General features: G+C 31.5%; 15 protein-coding genes and 1 pseudogene. 15 read left to right on the forward strand and 1 reads right to left on the reverse strand.

Going from position 1 to position 25,211, the window contains the following annotated elements; genetic code table 11:
- Nucleotides 1-556: 556 nt before the first annotated feature.
- The 14 genes and pseudogenes from MHH42_RS09350 to topB form a co-directional block, all read left to right on the forward strand.
- Nucleotides 557-721, forward strand: a pseudogene (locus MHH42_RS09350) (transposase); the annotation flags it as partial.
- A gap of 520 nt (nucleotides 722-1,241) precedes the next feature.
- The gene (locus MHH42_RS09355; RefSeq protein ID WP_340893205.1) at nucleotides 1,242-2,702 is read left to right on the forward strand and encodes a type I restriction-modification system subunit M; all 1,461 of its coding nucleotides are present in this window, start codon (nucleotides 1,242-1,244) and stop codon (nucleotides 2,700-2,702) included.
- Nucleotides 2,703-2,707: 5 nt separating this feature from the next.
- A complete protein-coding gene (locus MHH42_RS09360; RefSeq protein ID WP_340893207.1) occupies nucleotides 2,708-3,925 on the forward strand; it encodes a restriction endonuclease subunit S in 1,218 nt (405 codons plus the stop codon).
- A 28-nt stretch (nucleotides 3,926-3,953) separates the two neighbouring features.
- Nucleotides 3,954-7,286, forward strand: coding sequence for a DEAD/DEAH box helicase family protein (locus tag MHH42_RS09365; RefSeq protein WP_340893209.1), 3,333 nt, complete (start codon nucleotides 3,954-3,956; stop codon nucleotides 7,284-7,286).
- Between the two features lie 106 nt (nucleotides 7,287-7,392).
- A complete protein-coding gene (locus MHH42_RS09370; protein WP_340893210.1) occupies nucleotides 7,393-7,527 on the forward strand; it encodes a hypothetical protein in 135 nt (44 codons plus the stop codon).
- A gap of 38 nt (nucleotides 7,528-7,565) precedes the next feature.
- Nucleotides 7,566-8,336 carry a methylamine utilization protein MauJ gene (locus MHH42_RS09375; protein WP_340893212.1) on the forward strand — a complete coding sequence of 257 codons (771 nt, stop codon included), beginning with the start codon at nucleotides 7,566-7,568 and terminating at the stop codon, nucleotides 8,334-8,336.
- Between the two features lie 991 nt (nucleotides 8,337-9,327).
- Nucleotides 9,328-9,903: a phospholipase D-like domain-containing protein gene (locus MHH42_RS09380; RefSeq protein ID WP_340893213.1), complete on the forward strand. Its 576-nt coding sequence runs from the start codon at nucleotides 9,328-9,330 to the stop codon at nucleotides 9,901-9,903.
- A 651-nt stretch (nucleotides 9,904-10,554) separates the two neighbouring features.
- Nucleotides 10,555-12,093, forward strand: coding sequence for a hypothetical protein (locus MHH42_RS09385; RefSeq protein ID WP_340893215.1), 1,539 nt, complete (start codon nucleotides 10,555-10,557; stop codon nucleotides 12,091-12,093).
- A 1,266-nt stretch (nucleotides 12,094-13,359) separates the two neighbouring features.
- Nucleotides 13,360-14,724 carry a hypothetical protein gene (locus tag MHH42_RS09390; protein WP_340894718.1) on the forward strand — a complete coding sequence of 455 codons (1,365 nt, stop codon included), beginning with the start codon at nucleotides 13,360-13,362 and terminating at the stop codon, nucleotides 14,722-14,724.
- Nucleotides 14,696-17,326, forward strand: a complete 2,631-nt coding sequence (locus MHH42_RS09395) for a DNA-binding protein (RefSeq protein ID WP_340893217.1) — start codon at nucleotides 14,696-14,698, stop codon at nucleotides 17,324-17,326. Before MHH42_RS09390 ends, MHH42_RS09395 begins: the two co-directional genes overlap by 29 nt.
- Before the next feature lie 5 nt (nucleotides 17,327-17,331).
- A complete protein-coding gene (locus MHH42_RS09400) occupies nucleotides 17,332-19,188 on the forward strand; it encodes a hypothetical protein (protein ID WP_340893219.1) in 1,857 nt (618 codons plus the stop codon).
- The gene (locus tag MHH42_RS09405; protein WP_340893220.1) at nucleotides 19,181-19,657 is read left to right on the forward strand and encodes a hypothetical protein; all 477 of its coding nucleotides are present in this window, start codon (nucleotides 19,181-19,183) and stop codon (nucleotides 19,655-19,657) included. The genes MHH42_RS09400 and MHH42_RS09405 overlap by 8 nt, the downstream gene beginning before the upstream one ends.
- A gap of 419 nt (nucleotides 19,658-20,076) precedes the next feature.
- Nucleotides 20,077-20,370: a hypothetical protein gene (locus tag MHH42_RS09410; protein ID WP_340893222.1), complete on the forward strand. Its 294-nt coding sequence runs from the start codon at nucleotides 20,077-20,079 to the stop codon at nucleotides 20,368-20,370.
- A 530-nt stretch (nucleotides 20,371-20,900) separates the two neighbouring features.
- Nucleotides 20,901-23,051, forward strand: a complete 2,151-nt coding sequence (topB, locus tag MHH42_RS09415) for a DNA topoisomerase III (RefSeq protein WP_340893224.1) — start codon at nucleotides 20,901-20,903, stop codon at nucleotides 23,049-23,051.
- A gap of 404 nt (nucleotides 23,052-23,455) precedes the next feature.
- Here the strand turns inward: topB and MHH42_RS09420 are convergent, their stop codons facing one another.
- Nucleotides 23,456-24,157 (reverse strand): YczE/YyaS/YitT family protein, encoded by a 702-nt coding sequence (locus MHH42_RS09420; RefSeq protein ID WP_340893226.1) that lies wholly within the window; start codon nucleotides 24,155-24,157, stop codon nucleotides 23,456-23,458.
- Between the two features lie 138 nt (nucleotides 24,158-24,295).
- Here MHH42_RS09420 and MHH42_RS09425 point away from each other — a divergent pair, with 138 nt between their 5' ends.
- Nucleotides 24,296-25,171, forward strand: a complete 876-nt coding sequence (locus tag MHH42_RS09425; protein ID WP_000347550.1) for a LysR family transcriptional regulator — start codon at nucleotides 24,296-24,298, stop codon at nucleotides 25,169-25,171.
- Nucleotides 25,172-25,211 lie beyond the last annotated feature (40 nt).

Here is a 25,211-nt window from a genome sequence, read left to right on the forward strand (position 1 = left end):
TGAGAACTAATCGTAATATCAAATCACATTTTTTTACTTCAAGGACATATAGAAAAGAGAAGTCTCATCTTTTGAAATGTAGTAGCTAATTTAGATGTGAATAGATTTAGAATTATTTATAAAATCATGAAATCTAGAAATACCAATTACCATGTTACGAAAGACGAATTAAGAGAGGATACTTGGATAATGCAACTCTCCTATTGTGAAGCAATAAAGAAAAAGCGTATAATATTATAGTTATCCCATTTTTGGGAGCGACCCGCGAATGATAAATAAGATTGTTGTTTTATCATCGCTTCTAAACATATATACAATGAAAGTAACACTGGAATACAGATAGGGAGTTATACAATGAAATTAATTATTTTATATGGATAAGGATGGACAAACAATAGTAAATATGCTTTTAATAGCTCTCTTAACGCTTGGTACATAAAGAGTTATGGGAGCTATGTTTGTTTGACTATTATTATGAATGAGTTCAAACAAAAGTGTCGTGTATAGGTGGAACATATGTATAAAAGGAAGGGCAAGTAACTATTTTAGAGTCCGTATGACAAACAAGAAATTTAATGAAAAGTTTAAAAAAATAGTGGTCGAATTAAATCGTTCGGGACAACTAGTAAAAGAATTAAGCAGCGATTATGGCGTATCAGAAGTAAAGGTTTATAAATGGATTGAAAAATATTCTCTTATCACATCAGTTGATGAAAGAGAATATGCAGCATTAAAGATTTCTGATATTGTAAACGACGATATTCAATTTGATAAATTAAGTAAATATAATATCCAAAATAATGCTAAAATTGATAATAACCTTATTTTAAATAATGATGTCTTATTATCAATTCGTGGTATTAATCGTAAAATATCAATATTTAAATCAGATAGAGAAAATGTATTAATGTCTCAAAACTTTGTTGGTATTTGTTGCTTCCAGCATTTTTAAAGTTATATTTGGAATCACCAATTGCACAATTTTATTTTGCTAATCAAATGGCAGGGTCTACGGTTCCAAACCTACCAATAAAAGATGTAAATAACCTTCCTGTACCAATATTATCTATTGAGGAACAAGAAGAGATTGTTAGGAAATAAGAAGAGGAAGCTATCAATATCGATAAGAAGATAGAAAAACTAAAAAGACGTCAAAAACAGTTAAAGCTTGAAGTATTTGAGAAATTGGATTTCAAATGTACAGAGCACTATATTATTATAAAATAAAAGGCGGTAATGACATGATTACAGGTGAATTAAAAAATAAAATTGATGGGATTTGGACAACCCTTTGGACAGAAGGTAGTACCAATCCTTTAACAAATATTGAGCAAGTAACATACTTGTTATTTATGAAAGGTTTAGATGAGGTAGAATTAGCAAAAGAACAAGATGCTGAACTTTTAGGATTAGAACATGATGGGATTTTTCCAAAAGATAAGCCATACCTTCGGTGGAACATATTTAAAAACTTAGGTGATGCAGAAGATATGTACAATAAGATGGTACAAGAAATCTTTCCATTTATCAAAGAGCTTGGTGGACAAGATGAATCTGCATTCTCTACTTATATGAAAGATGCTATTTTCCAAATTAACAAACCATCTACTTTGCAACGTGTTGTATCAGCCATTGATGGTATCCCAATGGAAGACCGAGATACACAAGGTGATGTATATGAGTACCTATTATCAAAACTAGCAACTTCAGGTACAAACGGTCAATTTCGTACACCGCGTCATATCATTAAAATGATGGTAGAGTTAATGAAGCCTACTCCAGAAGATATAATTATTGACCCGGCAATGGGTTCGGCAGGATTCTTAGTTGCAGCAAGTGAATACCTACGTAAAAATCACAGTGATTTATTCCTTGTACAGGGCTTAAAAAAACACTTCCATCACGATATGTTCCATGGAAATGATATGGATACAACAATGTTACGTATCGGTGCAATGAATATGATGCTACATGGTGTAGATGCACCAAATATCGCGTATCGTGATGCTCTTTCAGAAGACAATAAGGAAAAAGAAAAATATACATTAGTATTAGCCAATCCACCATTCAAAGGTTCATTAGATTATGAAGCTGTTTCGAATGATTTACTAGCCGTGACAAAAACGAAGAAAACGGAACTATTATTCTTAACGCTATTTTTACGTATTTTAAAACCAGGTGGTCGAGCAGCAGTAATTGTACCAGATGGCGTGTTATTTGGTAGTTCAAAAGTCCATAAAGAAATCCGAAAGGAGATTATTGGGAATAACAAATTGGAAGCCATTATTTCGATGCCAAGTGGTGTGTTCAAGCCATATGCAGGAGTATCGACAGCAATTATAATTTTTACAAAAACAAATGCTGGTGGTACGGAAAACGTATGGTTCTATGATATGAAAGCGGATGGATTCTCATTAGATGATAAACGCAATGAGATTGAAGCAAATAATATTCCAGATATTGTTGCACGCTACAGTAATTTAGAAAACGAAAAAGAACGTAAACGTACAGAGCAATCATTCTTTGTGCCATTTGAAGAAATTAAAGAAAATGATTGGGACCTTTCGATTAATAAATATAAAGAAATTGAGTATGAGGAAATAGAGTATGAAGCTCCTGAAATTGTAATTCAGCATATTCTTGACCTAGAAAATGAAATAGTTCATGAATTACAGGAATTAAAAGAGAAGTTGAAAGGGTGAGTTATGTGAATTATAAATTAGGGGATTTATTTAAATTTATTCGCAATGGTGCGAATATAAAGCAAGGTATCCCTGGTGGTTATCCAATTACACGTATAGAAACTATTTCTAAAGGTGAGATTAATCGTAATAAAATGGGGTATGCTGGAATTGAAGATATAACAGGTTATGAGAAATATATTCTTCAGGATGGTGATATTTTAACTTCTCATATTAATAGTGAAATTCACCTTGGAAAGTCGGCTTTATATAAAAAAATTAATGATGAGTTAATCATTCATGGTATGAATTTATTATGTTTGAGAGCAGACCAAAATATAGTATTACCGAAATATATTATTTACTTATTCCAAACGCTTGAGTTTAAAAAAAGTTTAAATAAAATTATTAAAAAGTCTGTGAACCAAGCAAGTTTTGCTGTAGCCGACTTTAAAAAGCTTAATGTGAGTATTCCATCTATAGGTGCTCAAGAAAAGATCATTGCTATTTTAGAAGATTGTGAAGTATTAATAAAAAAACGTCAATCCCAAATCGCAGCATTAGACGAATTAACACAAAGTTTGTTTTTAGAGATGTTTGGTGATCCAATTTATAACACTAGAAATTGGATCAAAGTTTGCTTTGGTGATGTGATAAACGTATTAACAGATTATCATGCTAATGGGAGTTACCAAGTACTAAAAAATCATGTGGAATTATTAGATGAAGAAAACTATGCATTAATGATACGAACTACTGATTTAGAACACCAAAATTATACAGAAGATGTTAAGTATATTACAGAAGAAGCATATAATTTTTTAACTAAAACTCAGGTATTTGGTGGAGAAATTATTATTAATAAGATAGGTAGTGCTGGGAAAGTATATATTATGCCTAATTTAAATAGACCTGTTTCACTAGGTATGAATCAATTTATGATCCGAGTTAATAGTAAAGCAAATAATAGATTTATATACTACTTATTAAATACAAAGGCAGGACAAAATTTAATTCAAAAAAGGGTACAAGGTGCTGTAACCAAATCTATAACAAAGGATGCTGTCCGAAGCATTCCAATTATTTTACCCCCAATCGATTTACAAAATGAATTTGATAATAACCTAGAACAAATTAATTCTCACAAAAATTTATTGCAAAATTCTTTGCAAAGTATACAAGAACTCCATCAATCGTTATTACAAAAAGCTTTTAAAGGTGAACTTTTCCAAGAACAAATATAATAATTAAGTCATAAAGGTGGTTGGGTTAATGACGAACTTTTTGTTTCTAAAAGAAAAAGAACAGTTTAAGAGTTTTGCGACAGCTTGTATGGAAGCTGAGAATGCAATGCTTGTAAGCCCTGCGACGTGTGCTATTTTGACACGTCGCGCGCTTGAACTTGCTGTGAAATGGGTATATCAAGTTGATGATGATGTCGCGGTACCATATCGTGATAATTTATCTAGTTTGATTCATGATCGTAACTTCTTAGGTATCATTGATGAAGAGTTATTACCAATGATGAAATATGTGGTGAAGCTAGGGAATACTGCTGTTCATACGAATGCCAATATTACACATGATGAAGCGGTGCTAGTACTTCATCATCTTCATCAATTTGTGTCATGGATTGACTATTGCTATGCTGATGAATATACAGCATCTACTTTCAATGAAGTACTTCTACATACAAGCGTAGAAAAGCGTGAGCGCCCCGAAGAGCTACAAGATTTATATGAGTTTTTAAGTGCGAAAGATAAAGATTTAGAAGAATTACGTAAAGAGAATGCAGCACTACGCAGTCAGTTTACAGCTAAACGTGTTGAGCATACAAAAGAAACAAACTTTGTTGTGGATGAAATCAGTGAGTTTGACACACGTAAAATGTATATCGATTTAGATCTAAAATTAGCAGGTTGGCAGTTTAGTCAAGATATCGAGGAAGAGTATCCAGTAAAGGGAATGCCAAATAATACAGGTGAAGGTTTTGTTGACTATGTATTACGTGGTGACAACGGTAAAGTCATTGCGCTTGTAGAGGCGAAACGAACTTCGAAAGATCCAAAAGAAGGGCGCCAACAATCAAAGCTTTATGCAGATTGTATTGAAAAAGAACAGGGATTGCGTCCAATTATTTTCTATACAAATGGATATGAAACATATATTTGGCATGATGATTATGGTGCTCGTAAAACATCTGGTTTTTATAATAAAGAAGAAGTACAGTTACTCATTGATCGTCGTATTCTTCGTAGGCCATTGAAAGATGTAGAAATCAATGATGATATTACAAACCGTTATTATCAAAAAGAGGCCATTCTTTCTGTTTGTGATATGTTTGAACGTAATCAAAGAAAAGCTCTACTTGTAATGGCAACAGGTAGTGGGAAAACACGTACGGTTATTTCACTTGTTGACATTTTAACAAAGCATAATTGGGTGAAAAATATTTTGTTTTTAGCAGATCGAACGGCTTTAGTAAAACAAGCAATGCGAAACTTTAACGCCTTAATGCCAAATTTATCTTTATGTAATTTACTTGAAAATAAGGGGAATCCAGAAGAGAGTCGAATGATTTTTTCAACATATGCTACGATGATGAATGCGATTGATGAAACAAAAACAAAAGATGGCAATCGTTTATTTACAGTTGGTCATTTTGATTTGATTATTATTGATGAATCTCATCGAAGTATTTATCAAAAGTATCGAAGTATTTTTGATTATTTTGATGGGATGTTAGTTGGCTTAACAGCGACACCAAAAGATGAAGTCGATAAAAATACATATTCGATATTTAATTTAGAAAATGGAGTTCCAACGTATGCTTATGAGTTATCGCAGGCTGTTGAAGATGGTTATCTGGTAGATTATAAAACACTGGAAACGAAAACAAAATTTCTAGAAGATGGCATCGTTTATGATGACCTATCGGAAGAAGAAAAAGCAGAATTTGAAGATGTTTTTGAAGATGAGCCCTATGTGCGAGATATCGATAGTGGAGCATTAAATAATTGGTTATTTAATGCAAATACAATTGATATGGTTTTAGAGAGCTTAATGACGAATGGGATTCATATAGAAGGTGGGGATAAAATTGGAAAGACCCTTATCTTTGCTAAAAACCATCGTCATGCGCTAGCGATTAAAGAACGGTTTGATTTGAAGTTTCCTGAACACGGTGGTAATTTCGCAGAGGTCATTGATTATAGTGTAAATTACTATCAATCGTTAATTGATGATTTCTCAACAACTTCAAAAATGCCACAAATTGCAATTTCTGTGGATATGTTAGATACAGGAATTGATGTACCTGAAGTGGTAAATTTAGTATTCTTTAAAAAGGTTCGTTCGAAAACAAAGTTCTGGCAAATGGTTGGACGAGGTACGCGACTATGTTCGAATTTATTTGGTCTAGGTCAAGATAAAGAGCACTTCTTAATATTTGATTGGTGTGGTAATTTTGAGTATTTTCGTGCAAATCAACATGGCACAGAAGCTAAAATAACAAAAACATTAACAGAAAAGTTATTCAACTCAAAAGTTGATATAGTACGCGAATTGCAAGATATTGAATATCAGGTTAGTCCTTATAAGGAATTTAGACAAGAAACTGTAGAAGAATTAGTAACAGATGTGAAATCACTAAATGATGAAAATTTCCGGGTACGTCAACACATTCAGTATGTTCATAAGTATAAGGAAAAAAATAATTGGAATTCATTATCTGTTATTCAAACGAACGAAATAAAAGAGCATGTATCTCCTTTAGTTAGTCCTTATGATGATGATGAGTTAGCTAAACGCTTCGATTTATTAATGTATACAATTGAATTAGCTAAATTAAATTCAAACAATGCAACGAAATCAATTGTTCGAGTAATGAGTACAGCTGAAGCATTGTCAAAATTGGGCTCTATTCCACAAGTAGTCAGACAGAAAGAGGTTATTCAAAAAGTAAAAGACGGAGCATTTTGGAAAGAAGCTTCCCTGCAAGATCTAGAAGAAGTCCGTGAAGCATTACGTGATTTGATTAAATTTATTGAACGTGGGCAACAAAAAATTTATTATACTGATTTCAAAGATGAAGTAATTGAACAGACAGAAAATGGATCCATATTAGATGTGAACGATTTACAAAGCTATCGTCAGAAAGTAGAGCATTATTTAAATGAGCATCTGGATCAGCTTGCTATTTATAAATTGCGCCATAATAAAGAGTTAACGAAGCAAGATGTTGAAACATTGGAAGCCATACTGTGGCATGAGTTAGGTTCAAAAGAACAATATGAAAAAGACTTTGGTGATACACCAATCACAAGACTTGTTCGAAATATTGTTGGGCTAGATCGCCAAGCTGCAATGGGGGAATTTTCGGAATTTTTATCTGAAGAACGTCTAAATATTCAACAAGCAAAATTCGTTGAATTAATTGTGGATTATGTTGTGAAGAATGGAACGCTTGATAAACAAGTATTACAGCAAGACCCGTTTAGAACACTAGGAAGTATCACTTCTTTGTTCAAACATAATATGGGGGATGTTAAGGCAATTATTGGAATTATTGATCGGATCAACAATAATTCGGAGTTTATCTCTTAAATCTTGGTTAGAAATTATTCTAAACTAACAAAAAATTTAAAAATAAAATGCATGGTAATAGGGGTAAATCTGAAAACGGCGCATTTTTTAATAGAGTTTTGTTGATGTGCAAAAGGTAATTTATTTTGATGAAGGATCTGCAACTGATATTTTGCAAATAGAGTATGGCAGGCAACTTGCTTCAGTTAATGAAGATAAAGGAAAGATTCATTTTGGTGGAAAGGCTGGAAGAAAAGCGTAGGTACGATAAAGATCGCTCGTAATGAAGGGGGAAGTATTTTGGAGAGAAAAATATGGGAAATTGATTTTGATGTGATTGGTCCTATATCAATTAAAAGCAATATACGTTTCAAACAAGAAAAAGGATTTGATCAACTTCAATTTTATAGTGATATAGAACTATCAAAAAGCTCTTATGGTTTTAAAGCAACTATTACGGCTTATGCAGATACTATAGATATCGCAGAAACGGTTGCTTATGTTTATTTTGGAAGAATGAGAGATATTTTATCTTTAACTAATGATATACCTATCCAATTAAATAAAAATGAGGGTAGGTTTAATATGACAAGAAATTTTACAAGTAGAAGGATATTAACAAAATCTAATATAATCACCGCCTTTAATATGGCTAGAAAATTTGAGTCAGAACAACCTAAACTATTAAGAGCTATTGGGTGGTATTCTAAGGGCAAGCTATCGCATAATACATTTGATCAATTTTTAGCTTTCTGGAATGTGATAGAAATACTGGCGAAGAAATTTCATACTGTTACAGATCGAACAAGTAGTGGAGTCAAAAATCAAATTTATCAGTGCTTTATAGATTATTTTGGAGAAATAGAAAATTGGGATTTACCAGAAAGGTGGATAGATTCCATGTATGATAAAAGGAATGGAATTGTCCATGGTGGGGAAGATATCACTCTTGAGGCTATTAAGGAAACATCAAAAATGATTCCTCTATTAGAAAAAACATCCAAAGTGTTAATCGATAAAATAATTGATGACAATTATAATAGATCTCAATTTCAATACTTTGATTTCTAATTTTTAGCGGTTTCAATTTAGTAAATATTTATCTTTGATTTAGATAGATCCCTACTTTATTGCTAAAAGAATAATTAAATAACTGGGTTATCTTCACGTAAAAGTTGCAAAGTTTGCGTCAATTGTGAATGATTCGCATAGAGTATATTAATCCACAATAGTTGTTCAATTTATTACTGCAACATTATTACGCATACTTAACTATAATAGACTTATAATTTCTAAGTTATTTTTTTATGAATGAAATTTCTAAAGAACAATAAGGTATTGAACAACTTTTAAAAGCCTTATTACATTTTAAATGTAGTAAGGCTTATGCTCCTTTGAAATAAAGATTAACAGTTTTGAAAAAAGACTAACTGTTTAGAAAAAAGCAAAACAGCTTTATTCCTTTTCGATTAAAGGATTCTATGTGAGTTTTAATCAAACTTTTTTTATTAAACGGAATGTTCATTTAAAAAGATAAGGCTCGATTTTGATTAATCTTTTTTCAAAATGAAATCTTTCTTTTACCGGAAAATATAAGCTTGACGAACGCTTTTGAGCAGGCTTTATTTTAAAGTTACATCCCGAACTATATTTTATATAAATATTATATATATTTTCGGTGTAAAACACCCCTTCCAACCCCAGATGATATAAAATCTTTCATCTTTGTTAAGTGACAAAAAAGTTGTTTAGTTTACAATAAAGTTGTTAAAAAATGTGGGTCATTATATTCAAAAATCGGGCGCTATTGTTGAATATAAATTAGATTTTTAAACGACTTTATTGTTATATGTTTTAGTGTAGTGAAGTATCTTACATCAAAAATTAAACAACTATATTTTTAACCCCGTCTTAAATTTAGAACGGGATTATGCTTGTTTGAGCTTTTAAACTTAAAAAACTTTATTGTCATTTTACAATCTTGTCATTTCCTAATCATGTATAATTAAATATACAGAGTACTTTGTAAGTAAATGTTCAAATAAAGGACGGGAGCAAATATATGATAAAAGAAATACCATTTCAAGAAGGCGAAGTGATTTTTTTTAAAGAGGCGAACCTGTGGAATGATTTGTTAGAGAGGTGTAAGAAAGAAACAAGAACTATTAATATAGCAACATACAATTTTAATTTTAGGGATAAATACGAAAGAACTTTTTACAAAGAGCTATCCAACCTCGCTAATTTAGGGATTGATGTTAGCTTGCTATATTCAAAAATGTCATTTTCTAATGAAGATAAATTAGAGATCGAAGAAATATTTAAAAATTTTGTGTTATGTGCCAAGCTTACAACTAATCACTCGAAAATTTTTATTGCGGATAATTTCGCTTATATTGGATCGGCTAACTTTAGTTTTAATAGTAATAAGAATTACGAGTGCGGTGTTATTTTTAAAAGCAAAGAAATCGTTTCAAAAATACGGAAACTATTCATGGGGGAAATGCTTGAGCAGAGCGAGTTTACAAATGTCCCTAAATGTTTTGATCCATTTGATTTTTTACCTAGAATATTAAATGTTGTTGAAGAATTGAGCAAAGTAGAAAAAAAGAAGCCTTATGTATTGATAACAATATAGAAAACATAGCACAATTACGATATTTAGATGACCTGGAAAAAAATTTAAAAGAATTGGGTTTTCCAGTACCTATGCATTTTGACTGGTGGAAACTATTTATGCTACTTGATGAAAAGAAACAAGTACCCGATATTATGTTTGATAATTTCAAGGACTATCTTCATGTTTTATCTCAATACTTAAATAATGTAATTAAATATGTTAATGAACAGTATGAAAACATTGGAAGAATTGAATTACTGAAGAGAATTAAAGTAATAAAATAAAATCAAAATATGGATTTGAAATAAAGAATAACCGTTTTGAAGAAAGTTTAACTGTTTTAAGAGTGTTAAAATCAATCAAATATCATTATACCAAAAGTCAGTTAGAATTTTTATTAACCGTTTTTCAAAATGTACTTTTTTATCTATTGTAAAATGCTGATTTTTGAGGAGTTTTTAATCAAGTTATATTTCAAACCTACAGTAGGCTTTTTTTGTACAATTTAATCCCTTCAAATTATGTATTTGTAAATAATAAAGTATATATAGGGATGCCAAAGTAATTAAAATATTATGGTGTACTGTAGTACAGTTAGATAAAATATGAGTGAATTATTACTCAAGAACTAAGTTTACGAAATTAAATTGAAACAGTGAGGGGAAAAATATGTATCAGAAATTTCTTGAAAATTGGAAATCACAAGATTTTTTAGATTGGAATGAATCTGATATAAGAGAAGAATTTATTGCACCATTGTTAAAAGAGTTAGGTTATGGTAAGGGAACTGTTAACAACGTTGTTAGAGAGAAAAGCCTTAAATTAAGTACTCCTTATCATAGGGTAGGTAGAAGTCGTGTACAAATCGATTATATACCTACCATTAGACTAAAAAGCTTTTGGATTATAGAGGCAAAACCTGGTAATAAGAAGAATATGGATATGGGGGATTTATTACAAGCCCATTTATATGCAGTTCATCCTGAAGTTCAAGCTAGATTTATAGTTTTAACGAACGGCTGGGAAATCAGAGTATATGATGCACTCAATGTGACCAGTTGGGAAGATTATATAGTTCTTTGTAATAAGGATAGTGAATTGATAGATTTAAAAAAACTGTTTCAGATATTAAATAGCAAAGATATGCTTCGATTTTTAAGAACTCAAATTATGCATCAAATTGAAAATAGTTTTGCGGTAGAACTTGATCAGTCAGAATTAAATCACTTTTTCACAAGTTTAAACAGAAAAGAATACGATTTAAAAAAACAAATCGAAGATAATGCTCGGGATTTTCAAAGAAAGGCATGGAGGAAAGAAGAAGATAAATATCAAAGCGAACTTCAAAAATTACCAATAGATTCATTGTTGGTGAGAATGGATATCCCAACAGATTCAACCATACAGACCTCTAATGAATATGTAAGAAGGGTTTTAGCAGCTGACGAAGTTGAAAGAGTAATCTTAATCGATAAATTAGCAATGAGATGGAGAGGAAGGTCTCATAATGTATTTAAGATACACTCTTTAAGGGTCCTTCTTGAATTATTAAAGAAAAATGTTGAAATTAAACCTTCATTCTATCAACACGGGCTTATTGCAAGCATTAATGAGTTAGCGTTATCAAATATAAACTATGGTGCAGAAAATGAATTGGTTAATGCGTTATGTCATTTAGATAATGTGTGTATTAGGGTAGGATATAAAGCTGCATTAAAGTTCTCTATGGACCAATTAATTTTAAGGGTTGAGGAGGACCGAAAAACTTTATCGATAGAGGAGAAGCTAACCCGTGATACAAGCGTATCTGCAAATATGATTCCGATAATATCCATAAGTTATGAGAGTTTATGGCGTATATTTTCTGGTGGACTAACTCACAATATTTGGGATGCTATTTGGTTTATACAGACAATTGAAAGGTCTATAGATAGGCTTCCTGAAATAGAATATCCAAAAGGTGATGGTGATTTATTGTTTTTTAAACACTATGGAAATGGGTTTGATATATTGATGATGGGAACATGGGACTTTCTGAATAGATATAAAAATGTAATACTTGAAAACAACGAAATTGCTAGTGATATAAAAGCATTTGTTAATCTAGAACACGAAAAAGTCATGAAAAAAATTCCCCAACCAAAATCAGCTTCACCAGAATGGCGTATGGATGAAGAATTTTTGAAAGATGTATTTGAAAGGCCCTAAAATAACTATAAAAAACGTTTCTCTATTTTAGAGAAACGTTTTTTTTCTTAATACATAGAAAATACCTATTACGAAAAATTTATATTTTTTTTCATAATAGGTATTAAAAAATAATTTAATAATGACTATATTATATTTTATGATAGTTTAAGGGAGGAGCTTAGATGAAGTATACTATATCCAATTGCAAAGTGAGCTGTATGGTCTAAATAATCGATTGATCAAGCAATTTCTACGCTTGATACTACATTAAGAAATTTAATGGAAAATTTTTCGAATGCGTATGAAATATTATTTTATATCAACAATATGTTGTTAGATAGGGAGGTAAAAGGTTTTTGTATTAAAATTAATAATATTCTTAATGAGTGGGTTTATTATTATAGAGAATATAGCTGAAAAGAAACAGCAAAAGCGGTTGAGGATCAGGAGCTTTATCAAATAGCCGAATTAAGTAGTAGTTTAAAATACCTAACTCGTTATAAAGTATTTGATAGTAGTCAAAATTTAATAATGCATATTGACAATGTGTACGAGCTTCTTATTAACAAGTTTGTTTTTTTACTGATTATAGATTATCAAGGTTTAGAAAAGAAATCGAACTTTTTAGTCGAAAACGAAAAATTTGAAAATGATATGTTTATTATAAGTAGAATTTATCCAGGCGATATTTTTTGTTACGAGAATGATTTCAGAAATTTAGATTATAATTTCACTTTAATGAAAACATATAAAAAGGCTAGAATTTTATATGTTTTTGGGAATCAGAGTACCCAAACATATAAAGTATGCGTTACATTTAGTTAATTATCTAGACGTTTTATAGAAGCAGAAGAAGCTTATAGATTTCAATTTCCTAATGGTACTTTTAAGAAATTGAAAGTTATTTCAAATAATAATGCATTTAACTTGGAACTGTATGTAAAGAAAAAAATTATTAATAAAAGGCATTCACTATTTCAGTCTACAGAATGGTTTACCCTCCAAGATAATGAAATTTTTTGTTTATTGAATGAAGGGTATTTACAAGATGAGGAGTTTATGAAAATCTATAATTATAACTTCTAAAAATAATAAAATAAGTACAGTAATAAGATTATCAATTTAGCTATGTCTTATAATTTTGGAAGGTGCAAATAAAAAAATGTTGTAATAAGTTTAATTGTAATTACATGGGGTATTTGTATTTATTTGATAATTATCAAGGGTAAATCTAAGGTTAATAGATTGAATATTCTTTATTTAAAGGTGGTTTATTTGGAGAAAATGGAGATAGAGAATAATTATAAGTTTGATTGGAAAGCAGTTCAATATCCTCGAAGACAAGGGGGGAATATTATAAAGACTAAATCTTTTATCATAGTATTAAAAGATTTAACAACTGGAGAGACATACCCACATCCAATTACTCATTTTTTATATAAGCACTATCATAGAAATTCAGGCTCTGTAAATACTGAAATCACCGTAGCACAAATTATCGTTCCTTTTTTAAACTTTATATTAGACAAAGTGAATCAAGAGTTGATGGAATATACTGATATTAATGGGTTGGAAGATCTACAAGAGAGTCACGCAAATGCTTATCTACAGTACTGCGTGGATGAGAAATCAAATAAAAATAAGACGTTGGAAATGAAAGAGAATTTCCTATCTAAGTTTTATAAGTATTTATGGGATGAAAAAGTGCTAAAGCATAAGCCAAAATTCAAGCTAGTATCTGTAAGAACCCGAAAAGAAATAAGAAAAGTATATAAAATTGATTTTACCTATAAAAAGACCGATGAAACGCTTTTACGCGAAAAAGTAAAAAGAAAAGATATAGTCCCTCAAAATCATGAATCTAACAAGAATAGGATCTTTATTCGCTTGCAGTATATTCACGAGATACTTTACGTAGCAAAGCATGAAACACCTGACATTGCATTTGGAATGGCATTGCAAATGTTTGGAGGGTTGCGTAAAGGAGAGGTAGTGAACCTCACTAGAACGGCTTTAAAATCGCAGAACGGGCAAGGGTATGGCGTGGAAGGTTTAGTGCTGCTTATAAGAGACCGTCAAAATGATTTGTTTACTCGATTTAATGACGTTTCAACAATGCAGGTAAAGAATCCCAGAGACCAATCCTGCTTGATTGATCCGATTTTAAATTACTTATATAAGCATCATATAGAAGTCGTACTTAAGAAGGTAAAGAAACCATTGCACCCCACTGCACTGTTTTATGATTCCGAAGGGAATCCAATGTCGGCAGATACGTATGATAAGAGATTTTTGAAATTGAAGAATTCCTATTTAGGGATGTTACTTGGAACTCCTGGGAGATATCAGGATTATCTAGACTTCTCTCAAACTAAATGGCGATCACACATTGGTAGAGGGGTGTTTACTAATATGTGTTTGGACGCTGGATTTAATGAAAAACAAACCGCAGTATTGCGAGGGGATAGATCTACCCAATCTATGGAATCCTATTTCGACATCATAACTGCTACCTTTAATATACGAAAGGCTTTAACTTTACTTTCTCCCGACCAATCAGAAAGTATAGCCAATTTAAACATGCCAACTAATCACAAAATGTGGAAGGAGGTCCAGAATTTTGGGAAAGGAATTAGAAATGAATTTTAAAGACTATATGTCGATATACGAAATAGCTGTGGAGAAGTTTAATAAAAATCCAAATAACGAATATTTTATTAATAAATTAAAAGAGTCCATACAAGTGTTACCAATCGAATGTAAAATAACAAAGGTTGATTTAGAGAATAATTACTTTGATGAAAAATACGGTCAAACTGTTAATGAGTTGTATTCAAAAGAAGATATAGATCGTTTTTTCAGAAACTATATACCCAAGAAACTTCTTTTTAGACAACTCGAAAAGTCTGTTAGCCGACATACGATTTACAAATATTACAAAAAAATAAATCCAGATGAAATAATACTCGGTGGTAATTTGGAAATATTTGTATTAAAAGATATTTTAATAGAACTAACTGAAATAATAAAAATGGTAGCAGGTAACAAGGTATGGGGGTGGAGATCCCATACCTTTGAGCTATACAAAAATCAACACGGCTATTATTCCTCTGATGAGGCTATGAAGATATTAAATTGTAGTAATGCGACTATCAAAAGATTAATAAAAGAAAAGATGTTGGTAATCTCTGAGCATTACGGAGATAGAATGCTCTTCAATAAAGAACAAGTACACGAATTACATTTTGAACAAGAAAGACTTATTGATAAATATAACAACCATTATTATACAGCAAAGCAAATTCAAACAAAATACAGTGACGCTTTTGCACATTATATTAAGGGATCAGAAGATAAGGTTCGAATAAAAGTAACAAAGGTTGCTCCCCCTCCACTACTGATTTCATATTATGGAGTCCAAATGAAACTATATGAAAAAGATGAAATTGACGATTTATGGGAGGATTATAAGCTTTACTTGGACATGAATACTGTGTCCATAGAAGATCCTTTTGAAGATTTTGTATATAAAGTTGAACAAGTGCTAAATATTAAATTTACGAAAAGCCAGGGAAATACGAAATTATTATGGTACCAGTATGTCGAAAAATTCCTTCTTAGAACTAGGATGTCTGATAAGACTCGGATTATATTTCAGACTAATCAATTTGCCCGATGTACGGAAATAATATTCGCTATTTTTAATCAAGAAATATACTCATATTCTGGAAAAGAAATTAACAATAAATTTCTTAACGACACTCTTAATATTAGGAGAAGTTATCAAAGGGATTTTTACAATTTCTTAAAACAAATGCTTGAAGCCTTTGCTATGGAAGGACTTCCTTTACCATATAACGTGGATGAATTAAATGATCCAAGAGACTTTAAAAGGATTAAGGAAGTAGCCACAGATATATATTCTTTAGAGGAATACCATGAATTATACAAATATACCAATCGTGTAGCATTTCATAAAGAAAAGGCAATTCAAGACGTTAGTGACTTACTTCGAACTTGGGATTATATAAAATATAAACGTTATGACAGTTGTTGGTTATATATCTTAGTTCAATTAACAAATAATTGGAGACATAGCACGATAATAACTCAAATCCCAAGAATCAATCTATCGACTACTTCAATTGAAAGTTTGGAGTGGTTAAAGAAAAATGATCCCTCAATAGAGGATGTAAACAATATTATCTATCAGATTGGTAGATATGTTACAAAAATAAATAAAACTGATATTAGTGCAGAAGGAATTTTCACAATTGGGGAGCCACTTAAAATTGCATTTGCAACTGCAATAAGCATCTGTGAATTTCGTAGAAGTGCAATATTAGAAAACAGTTCCACTTTAATAGAACTTTCAGGTCATTTAGTGAAAACGTATAATCCACATAAGGAGTTTTTTATAGATTTCATTGCTGACTTTAAATTTGAAAATAGGAAGATGAATAGAACGCTAAGTACTTTAATCTGGTCAGTTCTTAGGCATATGGGAAAAGGCCTAAAAGAAACCCAAATATCCCGAAGCCACTTGCAAGCTCAAACCACTATCAGTCATTATATTAAACTTTCTGACGGACAGGTGAAAAATCTTGTAGATGAATTATTTGAAAGAAATCAATTTGGATTTGTGACACAAACCCTAACGAATATACTTTTTGGTCCTGAAACAAATAAAAATATCGAAACGGAAAGAATGTTAGAGGTGAATAAGCATTTCGGCGATGTTTTTAAAATTGAGGCGACCGCAGGATTAATCAACAGAATCGCAACAGAAAGAAACCATGTATTAAAATATCTTGAAGAGTTTGACTTAGAAGGACTTCGTGATCTTTTTTACCAATCTCTAACGGGCTCACTTCCTTCAAAACAGAGATACCACCAATGTATCTATTCTGAATGTAAATATGAGAATGAATACGGTGAAAGACCATTGTGTGATACTTGTGCGGCATCAATGATTAATGTGTATGCCCTAGAAAATATAATGGACAATTATATATTTATGATGGAAAAGATATCAAAAGAGTTTGATAGTGCACTTATTGGTGAAAAACAGAAACTTGCAAACCAGTTCTTCCTTCTGCATAACGTTGTAGACCAAGCAAGAAGTAGATTTGGTAGAGAAGTTGTAGATGGATTTGTAAAAGGAAAGACAGAGCGCATAAAGAACTTAGGTCTTGATTTATCAACAAAAGGTTTGAAAAGATTTAGAACATTGGGAATTCTAAGGGGGTGACATGTGTGGTGCGAAACAGAAATTTAGGTTCGTTAACGCTAGATTTCAGCAGTATTAATCCAGAGGATATAAGAAGTGCGAGATTTGATGTCATCAAGAATGTAGAAGAGGCAAAAAGGTTATTGGAAGCCTATGATGATAATAGGGTAAAAAAAGTTCGTGTCAATTTTAAAGATAATGAATGGATTTTTAATGAAGAATTTACACGAAGTAATGCAGTTTTTAATTATAAGAAAATAGAAGAGTCCTTAAGTTTTAGTGGAAGTGAAAATAAAGAGGAATTAATAATTGCAGCAAAATGTTGGATAGTAAAAAAACTAAATGAAAATTCTATAACGGTAACACGGGCAAAGCTTTCAAATCTTATTGCTGCTTTTCTATCTACAAAAGGTCTTAGAGATACTAGTGAATTATTGGAAATGATACAGGAATCCAATCTCATCCGTAGAAGTCCAAAAAATCAATATAAAGTCCAAAAAGTGTCTAATAATGTTATGTATAAATTTATTATAGATCTTGTCGATTTTTTAGAATTCTATAATCGTGATAAATTTGTATATTTCATAAATGATTTGAGCGAGTATAAAGCCAAAATTAAGTTGGAAAAAAGCTACAGAGAGTTGCCTTCTTTTAAAGATATTATAACTATAAAACAATGCTTAGACAGTTGGTACAAAGAAGCAGAACAAAACAAAAGTGAAGAATTACTTAAATATTTCCCTCTAGTTTTATGGTGGAATCTAACAACTATTATTCCTATGAGGATAAATGAGTTCTGTCACATTAAAAGAAATTGCTTTTCGTTAAAAGACGGGAATCATTTCATTACATTTCCAAGAATGAAGTATGATCGAATTGGTATACATCGAACTGACATTGAATACGACACGTTACCTATTCCAAAAGAGTTGTATGACCTTTTTCAAAGCTATCTAATTCTCTCAGAACAGTATGGACTATCGAATTATTTAATTTCAAACAATGTGTATCGCCATTATTTTGGCTACGATAAAAAAACATACGATAAAGATTCTTTGTTTAACTATAACGATTTCAATACTACAATAGCAAGTTTTTTCAAAGAAATAATACACGAAAAGTATAACATCAATATTGTTTCTATAAATAAGCATTACCGAACAATTTATTCTAAGGGATCAAAAGAAGCATTTATTTCTAATTCAGCAGTCGGAAGTATAGATACAATGATTAACCTTGGCGATTTAAGGCACATCGCAATTATTAATATGATGATGCAGGGATATGACAAGGTTGAGATTCAACGATTAGCAGGGCATATCACAGAAGATATTCAATATAGCTATTTCAATCATATGGAAAACTGGATGGATATTGAAATACAGAAAATGGAGAAAGAATTTAATCACTATAAACCAATAAACTCTACATTTAACGAAAACGAAATTTCATTTTTACATCCAAATACCCAAGACTTTTTTGAGAATCAAAGTAAAAAAAATTATATCAACAAGAATATAAGTGAACAGGAACAAGAGGGCTATTTAAAATTAGATTTGGGCTCCTGTATGGACAAGACTATGCCCTGTCCTAGCTTTAATTGGAAACACCGAGGCTGTTATTTTTGTGAAAATTGGTCCATTGCTAATCAGGAAATTGAAGAGAAAAGAAATCTTATAGCTTCTGACCTAAATTTACTTTATGAAGAAACAAGAGGGAAAATTAAGTTCATACAGTCTCTGTTTAAACTGAAACTAGATAATCTCGAAAACATAAACAATTATACTAAACAAGATTTATCTTCAGCATCAAAGGAAATTCAATTAGACATTAAACGAATCGCAAAATTAAAGTCTATGTTAGGAGTTTTAGATGATGAATAAAATCGGTACTAAAGGGATTTTAGATGATATAGAAAAAGAGACGGCATTGAGGCACCTGATTGTTGAATATGATGAAAACCACAATATCAAATCTAAAATCACATATAAGGATATCTACGAATTCGTGAAATCGCAATACAATAATAATAAAGTTGATTTTTATCCTGGATATACATGGTGGAAGACAAAAGGAAAACATTTAGTAGACGAATACAATTTAGTAAAGAAAAGAATTATCCCCTTGTCTGAAACGGAAGATTTAGACGTTTTTGATATTCTTGATGTAATAGAAAAACATTACGGAGATAAAGAATCTTTAATTAAATATCTCCTACCCTATAATGACTTACTGGATAGATTTGTAAATAAAATTAATAAACTTCAAAATAATTCCAAAAACTTATCAGAACAGATTGGAAAAAAGGATGAACGAATTCAAGTATTAGAACAAACAAATAGTAATCAATAGGCTTTGCTAGACGGACTATTCTATACTATTATAGGGTCTGAAAAAGAGTTAGATAAAGTGATGAAAAGAGGCAGTACAAAATCAGATACAGTGAATTATGCTCTGTCTGAAACCTTCGGGAATCCTGAGGTGTACATTAAAGAGTTCAGTAAACGTATAGAAATAGTTAATCTTACGATAGATGATAAAAAAGATAATATTGTAAAGTTTAAGACACAAGCTGACTCATTGGAAGAGGATGACTATGATTACTAATATCTTGTGTCTTGCTTTCAAAAAGAGCATCTAATATAGTTTGGAGATATTTTTACTTTGATGAAAATGATTTGAAAAGAGGTAACTTCATATGCCATACAACTTTTTGTGACAATAATCAGAACAAAGATTGGTGGTATAATGTAGATAGTTCAAATGAATTTATGATAAAAGACACACATTTTAATTTGTATGCTTATTATGAAAGCTTCAAAATGATTAATGGAGATAACAAAGGTGACAAAGAAAAATTAATGTTAGTTGTAAAAGAAATATCTAGAATAATGTTAAAGCTAGCTGAAGAAGTAATTAGTCTGTATAACGAATATATTAACAGATTAATTCCAGAAGTGAATTTGGTTGAACAAATAGAGCCAGTCCTTTCTAAAATCGAAGAGTTTTTCATGGCAAGTACAGAATTAGACATCGCATCTATTGATTTACAAATTTGGATGTAAAAGTATTTAAATGTTTTTGTAATAATTTATGATTTTACATTTTATTACAATGAAAAATACCTAGCACAACGTACACCTGAAAATAGAAAAGCCTGTATGGAAATGACAATTAAAAATTATTATACGGATTTAGAAGAAATAGTAGAGTTTGAAAGCTAAAAGATTTATACTTTTAAAGCGAAGTAAAATTAAAAAGCGTCAAATAATGTTTGCATTTCTAGGTGCGATATTATTTGGCGCTTACTTGTTTGATTTATTATAAATGTCGAATAATACTTACGTTGGCTTGAAATTAATGGATAGATTTCAAGGTATTTAAAAAGAAGTTAGAATCGAGTTGAGCAATGCATAGCTTACTTTGTTATTGTTCTAAAGGTAGCAAATGAATTTTTATTATTTTGCATAGAATGGAATGAATTCCACATAAAAACAGATTAAAGGATTCGTAATGTTGACTTGTTTGACTTATTAAAAAGGTCGAACAAGACTTATACCTTGTAAAATAAAGAATAAAGGAGATTGACCTATAAATGGGATACGTATTAATCTTAGCCGAGAAACCAGATCAAGGTTTGGCTCTTGTTTCACAGTTTAAATATCGCCGAAAAGATGGATATTTAGAAGTAGAAGCAAATGAGTTATTTCCAAATGGAGCGTACTGTACATGGGCAATTGGTCATTTGACGCAGTTATGTAATCCAGAACATTATCATGCAGAGTGGAAAAAATGGTCACTTAATACGTTACCGATGATTCCAGAACGTTTTCAATTTGAAGTAACAAAGTCAAAGTATAAGCAATTTAATGTAGTGAAACAGCTGTTACATAATCCGGGGGTAACAGAAATTATTCACGCAGGCGATGCTGGGCGCGAAGGGGAATTAATTGTACGAAACATTATTAATCTTTGTAACGTGCAAAAGCCGATGAAACGTCTTTGGATTTCATCTTTAACGAAGCAAGCCATTTATCAAGGATTTAAAAACTTACTAGATGAAGCAGATACGATTAATACGTATTACGAAGCATATACAAGATCTTGCGCCGACTGGGTTGTTGGTATGAATGCATCGCGTGTTTTTAGCATTTTGCTAAAGAAAAAGGGAATGAATGATGTGTTTTCCGCCGGACGTGTACAAACACCGACACTCGCATTAATCGTAAAGCGTGAGAAAGAAATTGAAGACTTTAAGTCAGAGCCGTTTTGGGAAGTGTTCGCAACCTTTAATATTGAAGGGAAGAAATATGATGGGAAATGGGAGAAGGATAATGAATCCCGCTTAAAAGACCCTGATATGGCGAATAAAATTGCGGCTTTTTGTCAAGGGAAACCGGCAGAAGTGAAAGAAATGAAAACGGAGCGTAAAGAGTTTCAGCCGCCGCTTTTATTTAATTTATCAGCACTGCAAGCGACAGCAAATAAAGCTTTTAAATTTTCGCCGAAAAAGACGCTTGATATAACGCAAGCACTATATCAAAAAGGGATAGTTTCTTATCCACGTTCGGATTCTAACTATGTTACACAAGGAGAAGCAGCGACGTTCCCTGATATTTTACAGAAATTAAGTCAGTTTGATGAATATAAAGGTTTATTACCGGCTCCGGTTGAATCGATTATGAACAATAAGCGTTATGTGAATGAAAAGAAAGTTACAGATCACTACGCAATTATACCGACAGAACAAGTTACCAATCCAAGCAAATTATCAGGCGATGAAAAGAAAATTTACGATATGATCGTAAGACGACTTATTGCGGCGCATTATGAAGTAGCAATCTTTGACTACACAACAATTACAACTCTTGTAGACGAACGTGCTGCGTTCATTTCGAAAGGAAAACAGCAAATACAAGAAGGTTGGCGTAAAGTTATTTTCCAAGACGATAAAGATGACGAAACGATTCTTCCAATTGTAGCTGAAGGTGACCAAGGAAAAGTTGTAAAGGTGAAAGTGAAAGAAGGAAAAACACAGCCACCGAAGCGTTATACAGAAGGACAACTTATTACGTTAATGAAAACGGCAGGTAAGTATTTAGAGAATGAAGAGCTGGAGAAAGTATTAAAGAAAACAGAAGGTTTAGGTACGGAAGCGACTCGTGCCGGCATCATTACGATGCTGAAAGACCGTAAATATATAGATGTGCAGAAAAACCAAGTGTATGCGACTGATAAGGGAAAAGTATTAATTACAGCAATCGGCGACAAAATACTAGCTTCACCGGAAATGACTGCAAAATGGGAACAACGTCTTGCAGAGATCGGAGAAGGTACCGCTTCACCAGCTACATTTATGGAACAAACGAAAAAGCTATCAGCTAAAATTATTGAAGATGCGGTAGAAATGTCGGAGAAATGGGATTTCACTGGATTACATGTTGAATCGATTGATCGAAAAGGATCGAAATTTACGACAGGTAAAAAGGTTGGAAGTTGTAAAAAATGCGATGGTGATGTAATTGATAAATCTACGTTTTACGGTTGTTCCAATTACAATACAACACAATGTGACTTTACCATCTCGAAGAAAATATTAAGTAAAACAATTTCGCAAAAGAATATGACAAAGCTCTTAAAAGGTGAGAAGACCGATTTAATTAAAGGCTTTAAAAAGGGCGAGAAAACGTTTGATGCGAAGTTAGAGTGGAAAGATAATAAGATTAATTTTGTGTTTGAGAATTAAGTAGTTTCAACAAGTGACAAAGCTCTTTCCCGAGTAAAATGTTCTGTATTCGATTTGAAAATATAGATAGAAAAGAAAAAGCATGACAATTTTATGTCATGCTTTTTTATTTTATATTTACAGGGTTTTGTATACTAGCACTAAAATTTATTTGAAATAATTGTTTGAAAAGGTGGTATGAAATAGTGTTAAGTAGCAATAAAGTCTTTTAAAATATAAAAAAGTTTAAAGATTCTTCTTTAACTAAACGGCAGTTTAGTTTTAATACAATGTTTGTTTTATCATTTAACCAAAGTGATAGAAGGTCAAAGAAAAGGCAGTAATAAAGAAGTGCCATTCCTAATGTGGACTGGCACTTGATAAGGTGCAAAATTCATTATTTGATTTCGGCTGAGGAATTTGATTCATCTATTTTTCCTATACTTTATTATGATTCCTTGGGCAGCCTTTTCTGTTTTAAATACCCATTGTTGGAGAGGTGGTTGATAATACGGTATCATCCACCCTAAAATTTTGCCGATAAAATAGGTGGCAATTAGTGTGCCAATTCCTATTGAGCCTAATGATTGAATAAAAATTATACAAAGTGCACCAGCTACACAAATGTTTATTAAATCGCTCAAAATTTTTGCTTTACCGAATTTTAAATTAAATTTTTCACTAATTGCATAAGTTAATGCATCATACGGCATTAATGGCAGTTTCGCTGTTGTATAGCCCATTAAACCGACTGCTATAACAAATAAACTAACAATCAAATATACACTTCGAGCAAGGAGAGTTTCAGGTGCAGGGAAAAGTTGGACAAGGAAGAGCGTTGCATCCATGAAAAAACCAAATAAAAACGAAATAATGAATTGACTCACAAATTCATTTAACTCCATTCGTTTACTTAATATCACTTGAATGATAATGTATAAAACATTTGCAAGCGCCATTGTCACACCAATCGATAAACCAATCGTTAGCGTACTTGCATATGCTAATGATGACACAGGCGATACACCAAATCCTGCTTGAATCGACATGCTAATGCCAATCGACATAAAAAATAACCCGAGCACGTATAAGAAGATGCGCTTCAAGGTTCTGTTCCAATGATTCATAGTATCTCTCACTTTCTAGTTAATATTATCAATATAAAGACTATAGCTATAGAATTAAATATAACGCCAAATTCGACATATGAAAAATATATATATGATAAACTAATCATATCAAAAAACATATGACGGAGAGATACAATGGATTTCAGGCAATTATATTACTTTAAAGAAATTGTGAAACAAGGAAGCATTTCTAAAGCAGCAGAAGTGCTCCATATCGCGCAGCCCCCGCTTAGCCAATTATTAAAAAAGCTTGAAACTGATCTTGGCACAACTTTAATTCATCGATATCGTCAAAAATGGGAGCTTACAGCAACAGGTGAAATACTATACCAATATGCCAATCAAATGTTAATGCAAATTCAAGATGTAAAGCAGCAAATTCAAGAAATTGAACAAGGTATAGGCGGAACAGTAAGTATCGGTGTATCGTCTACATGTTCGAATATGCTCATTGACTATGTTAGTACGTTTAGAACACAATACCCTAATGTCAAAATAAAAATAGTAACTGGAAATTCAGAAGAATTATTAAAAAAACTAGAACAAAGAGAAATTGATGTTGCCTTACTTTTACGATTGGGCAATAGTGAACAATATGAGATGAAAATATTAAAAAAACAACCAACCGCTGTGATTATTCCATCAAGTTGGGCAACATCGTTTTCATCACAGCATGTGACGATCGAACAGATTGCCCAGTTCCCATTCGTTATGCTAGGAGCAATGGAAGGGCTCTCCTTCAATGAAGACCTTTTCAAGGTGTTTGATGAACATCAAGTCAAGCCAAATATCATTATCGAGTGTAAAGATATACGGATGGTTGTAGCACTTGTTAGTAGAGGACTAGGATTATCCGTTATTCCAAGAATGGATTACACATCATCATTTTTAGAACATACAACGCTTTTTGAATTGAAACAATTTGATTTTCATTTAGAACCTGTAATAGTAAAATTAAAAGACCAAAGAATTTCCAAAGTAGCATCTCAATTTTGGGAAATGGTTGATTAGGAGATATGAACAAAGCAAAAATAGTCTTCAATCAAGTAAT

Origin of the sequence: Bacillus sp. FSL L8-0099, assembly GCF_038006385.1 — a bacterium.
In the GTDB taxonomy this organism is placed as follows: domain Bacteria; phylum Bacillota; class Bacilli; order Bacillales; family Bacillaceae_G; genus Bacillus_A; species Bacillus_A toyonensis.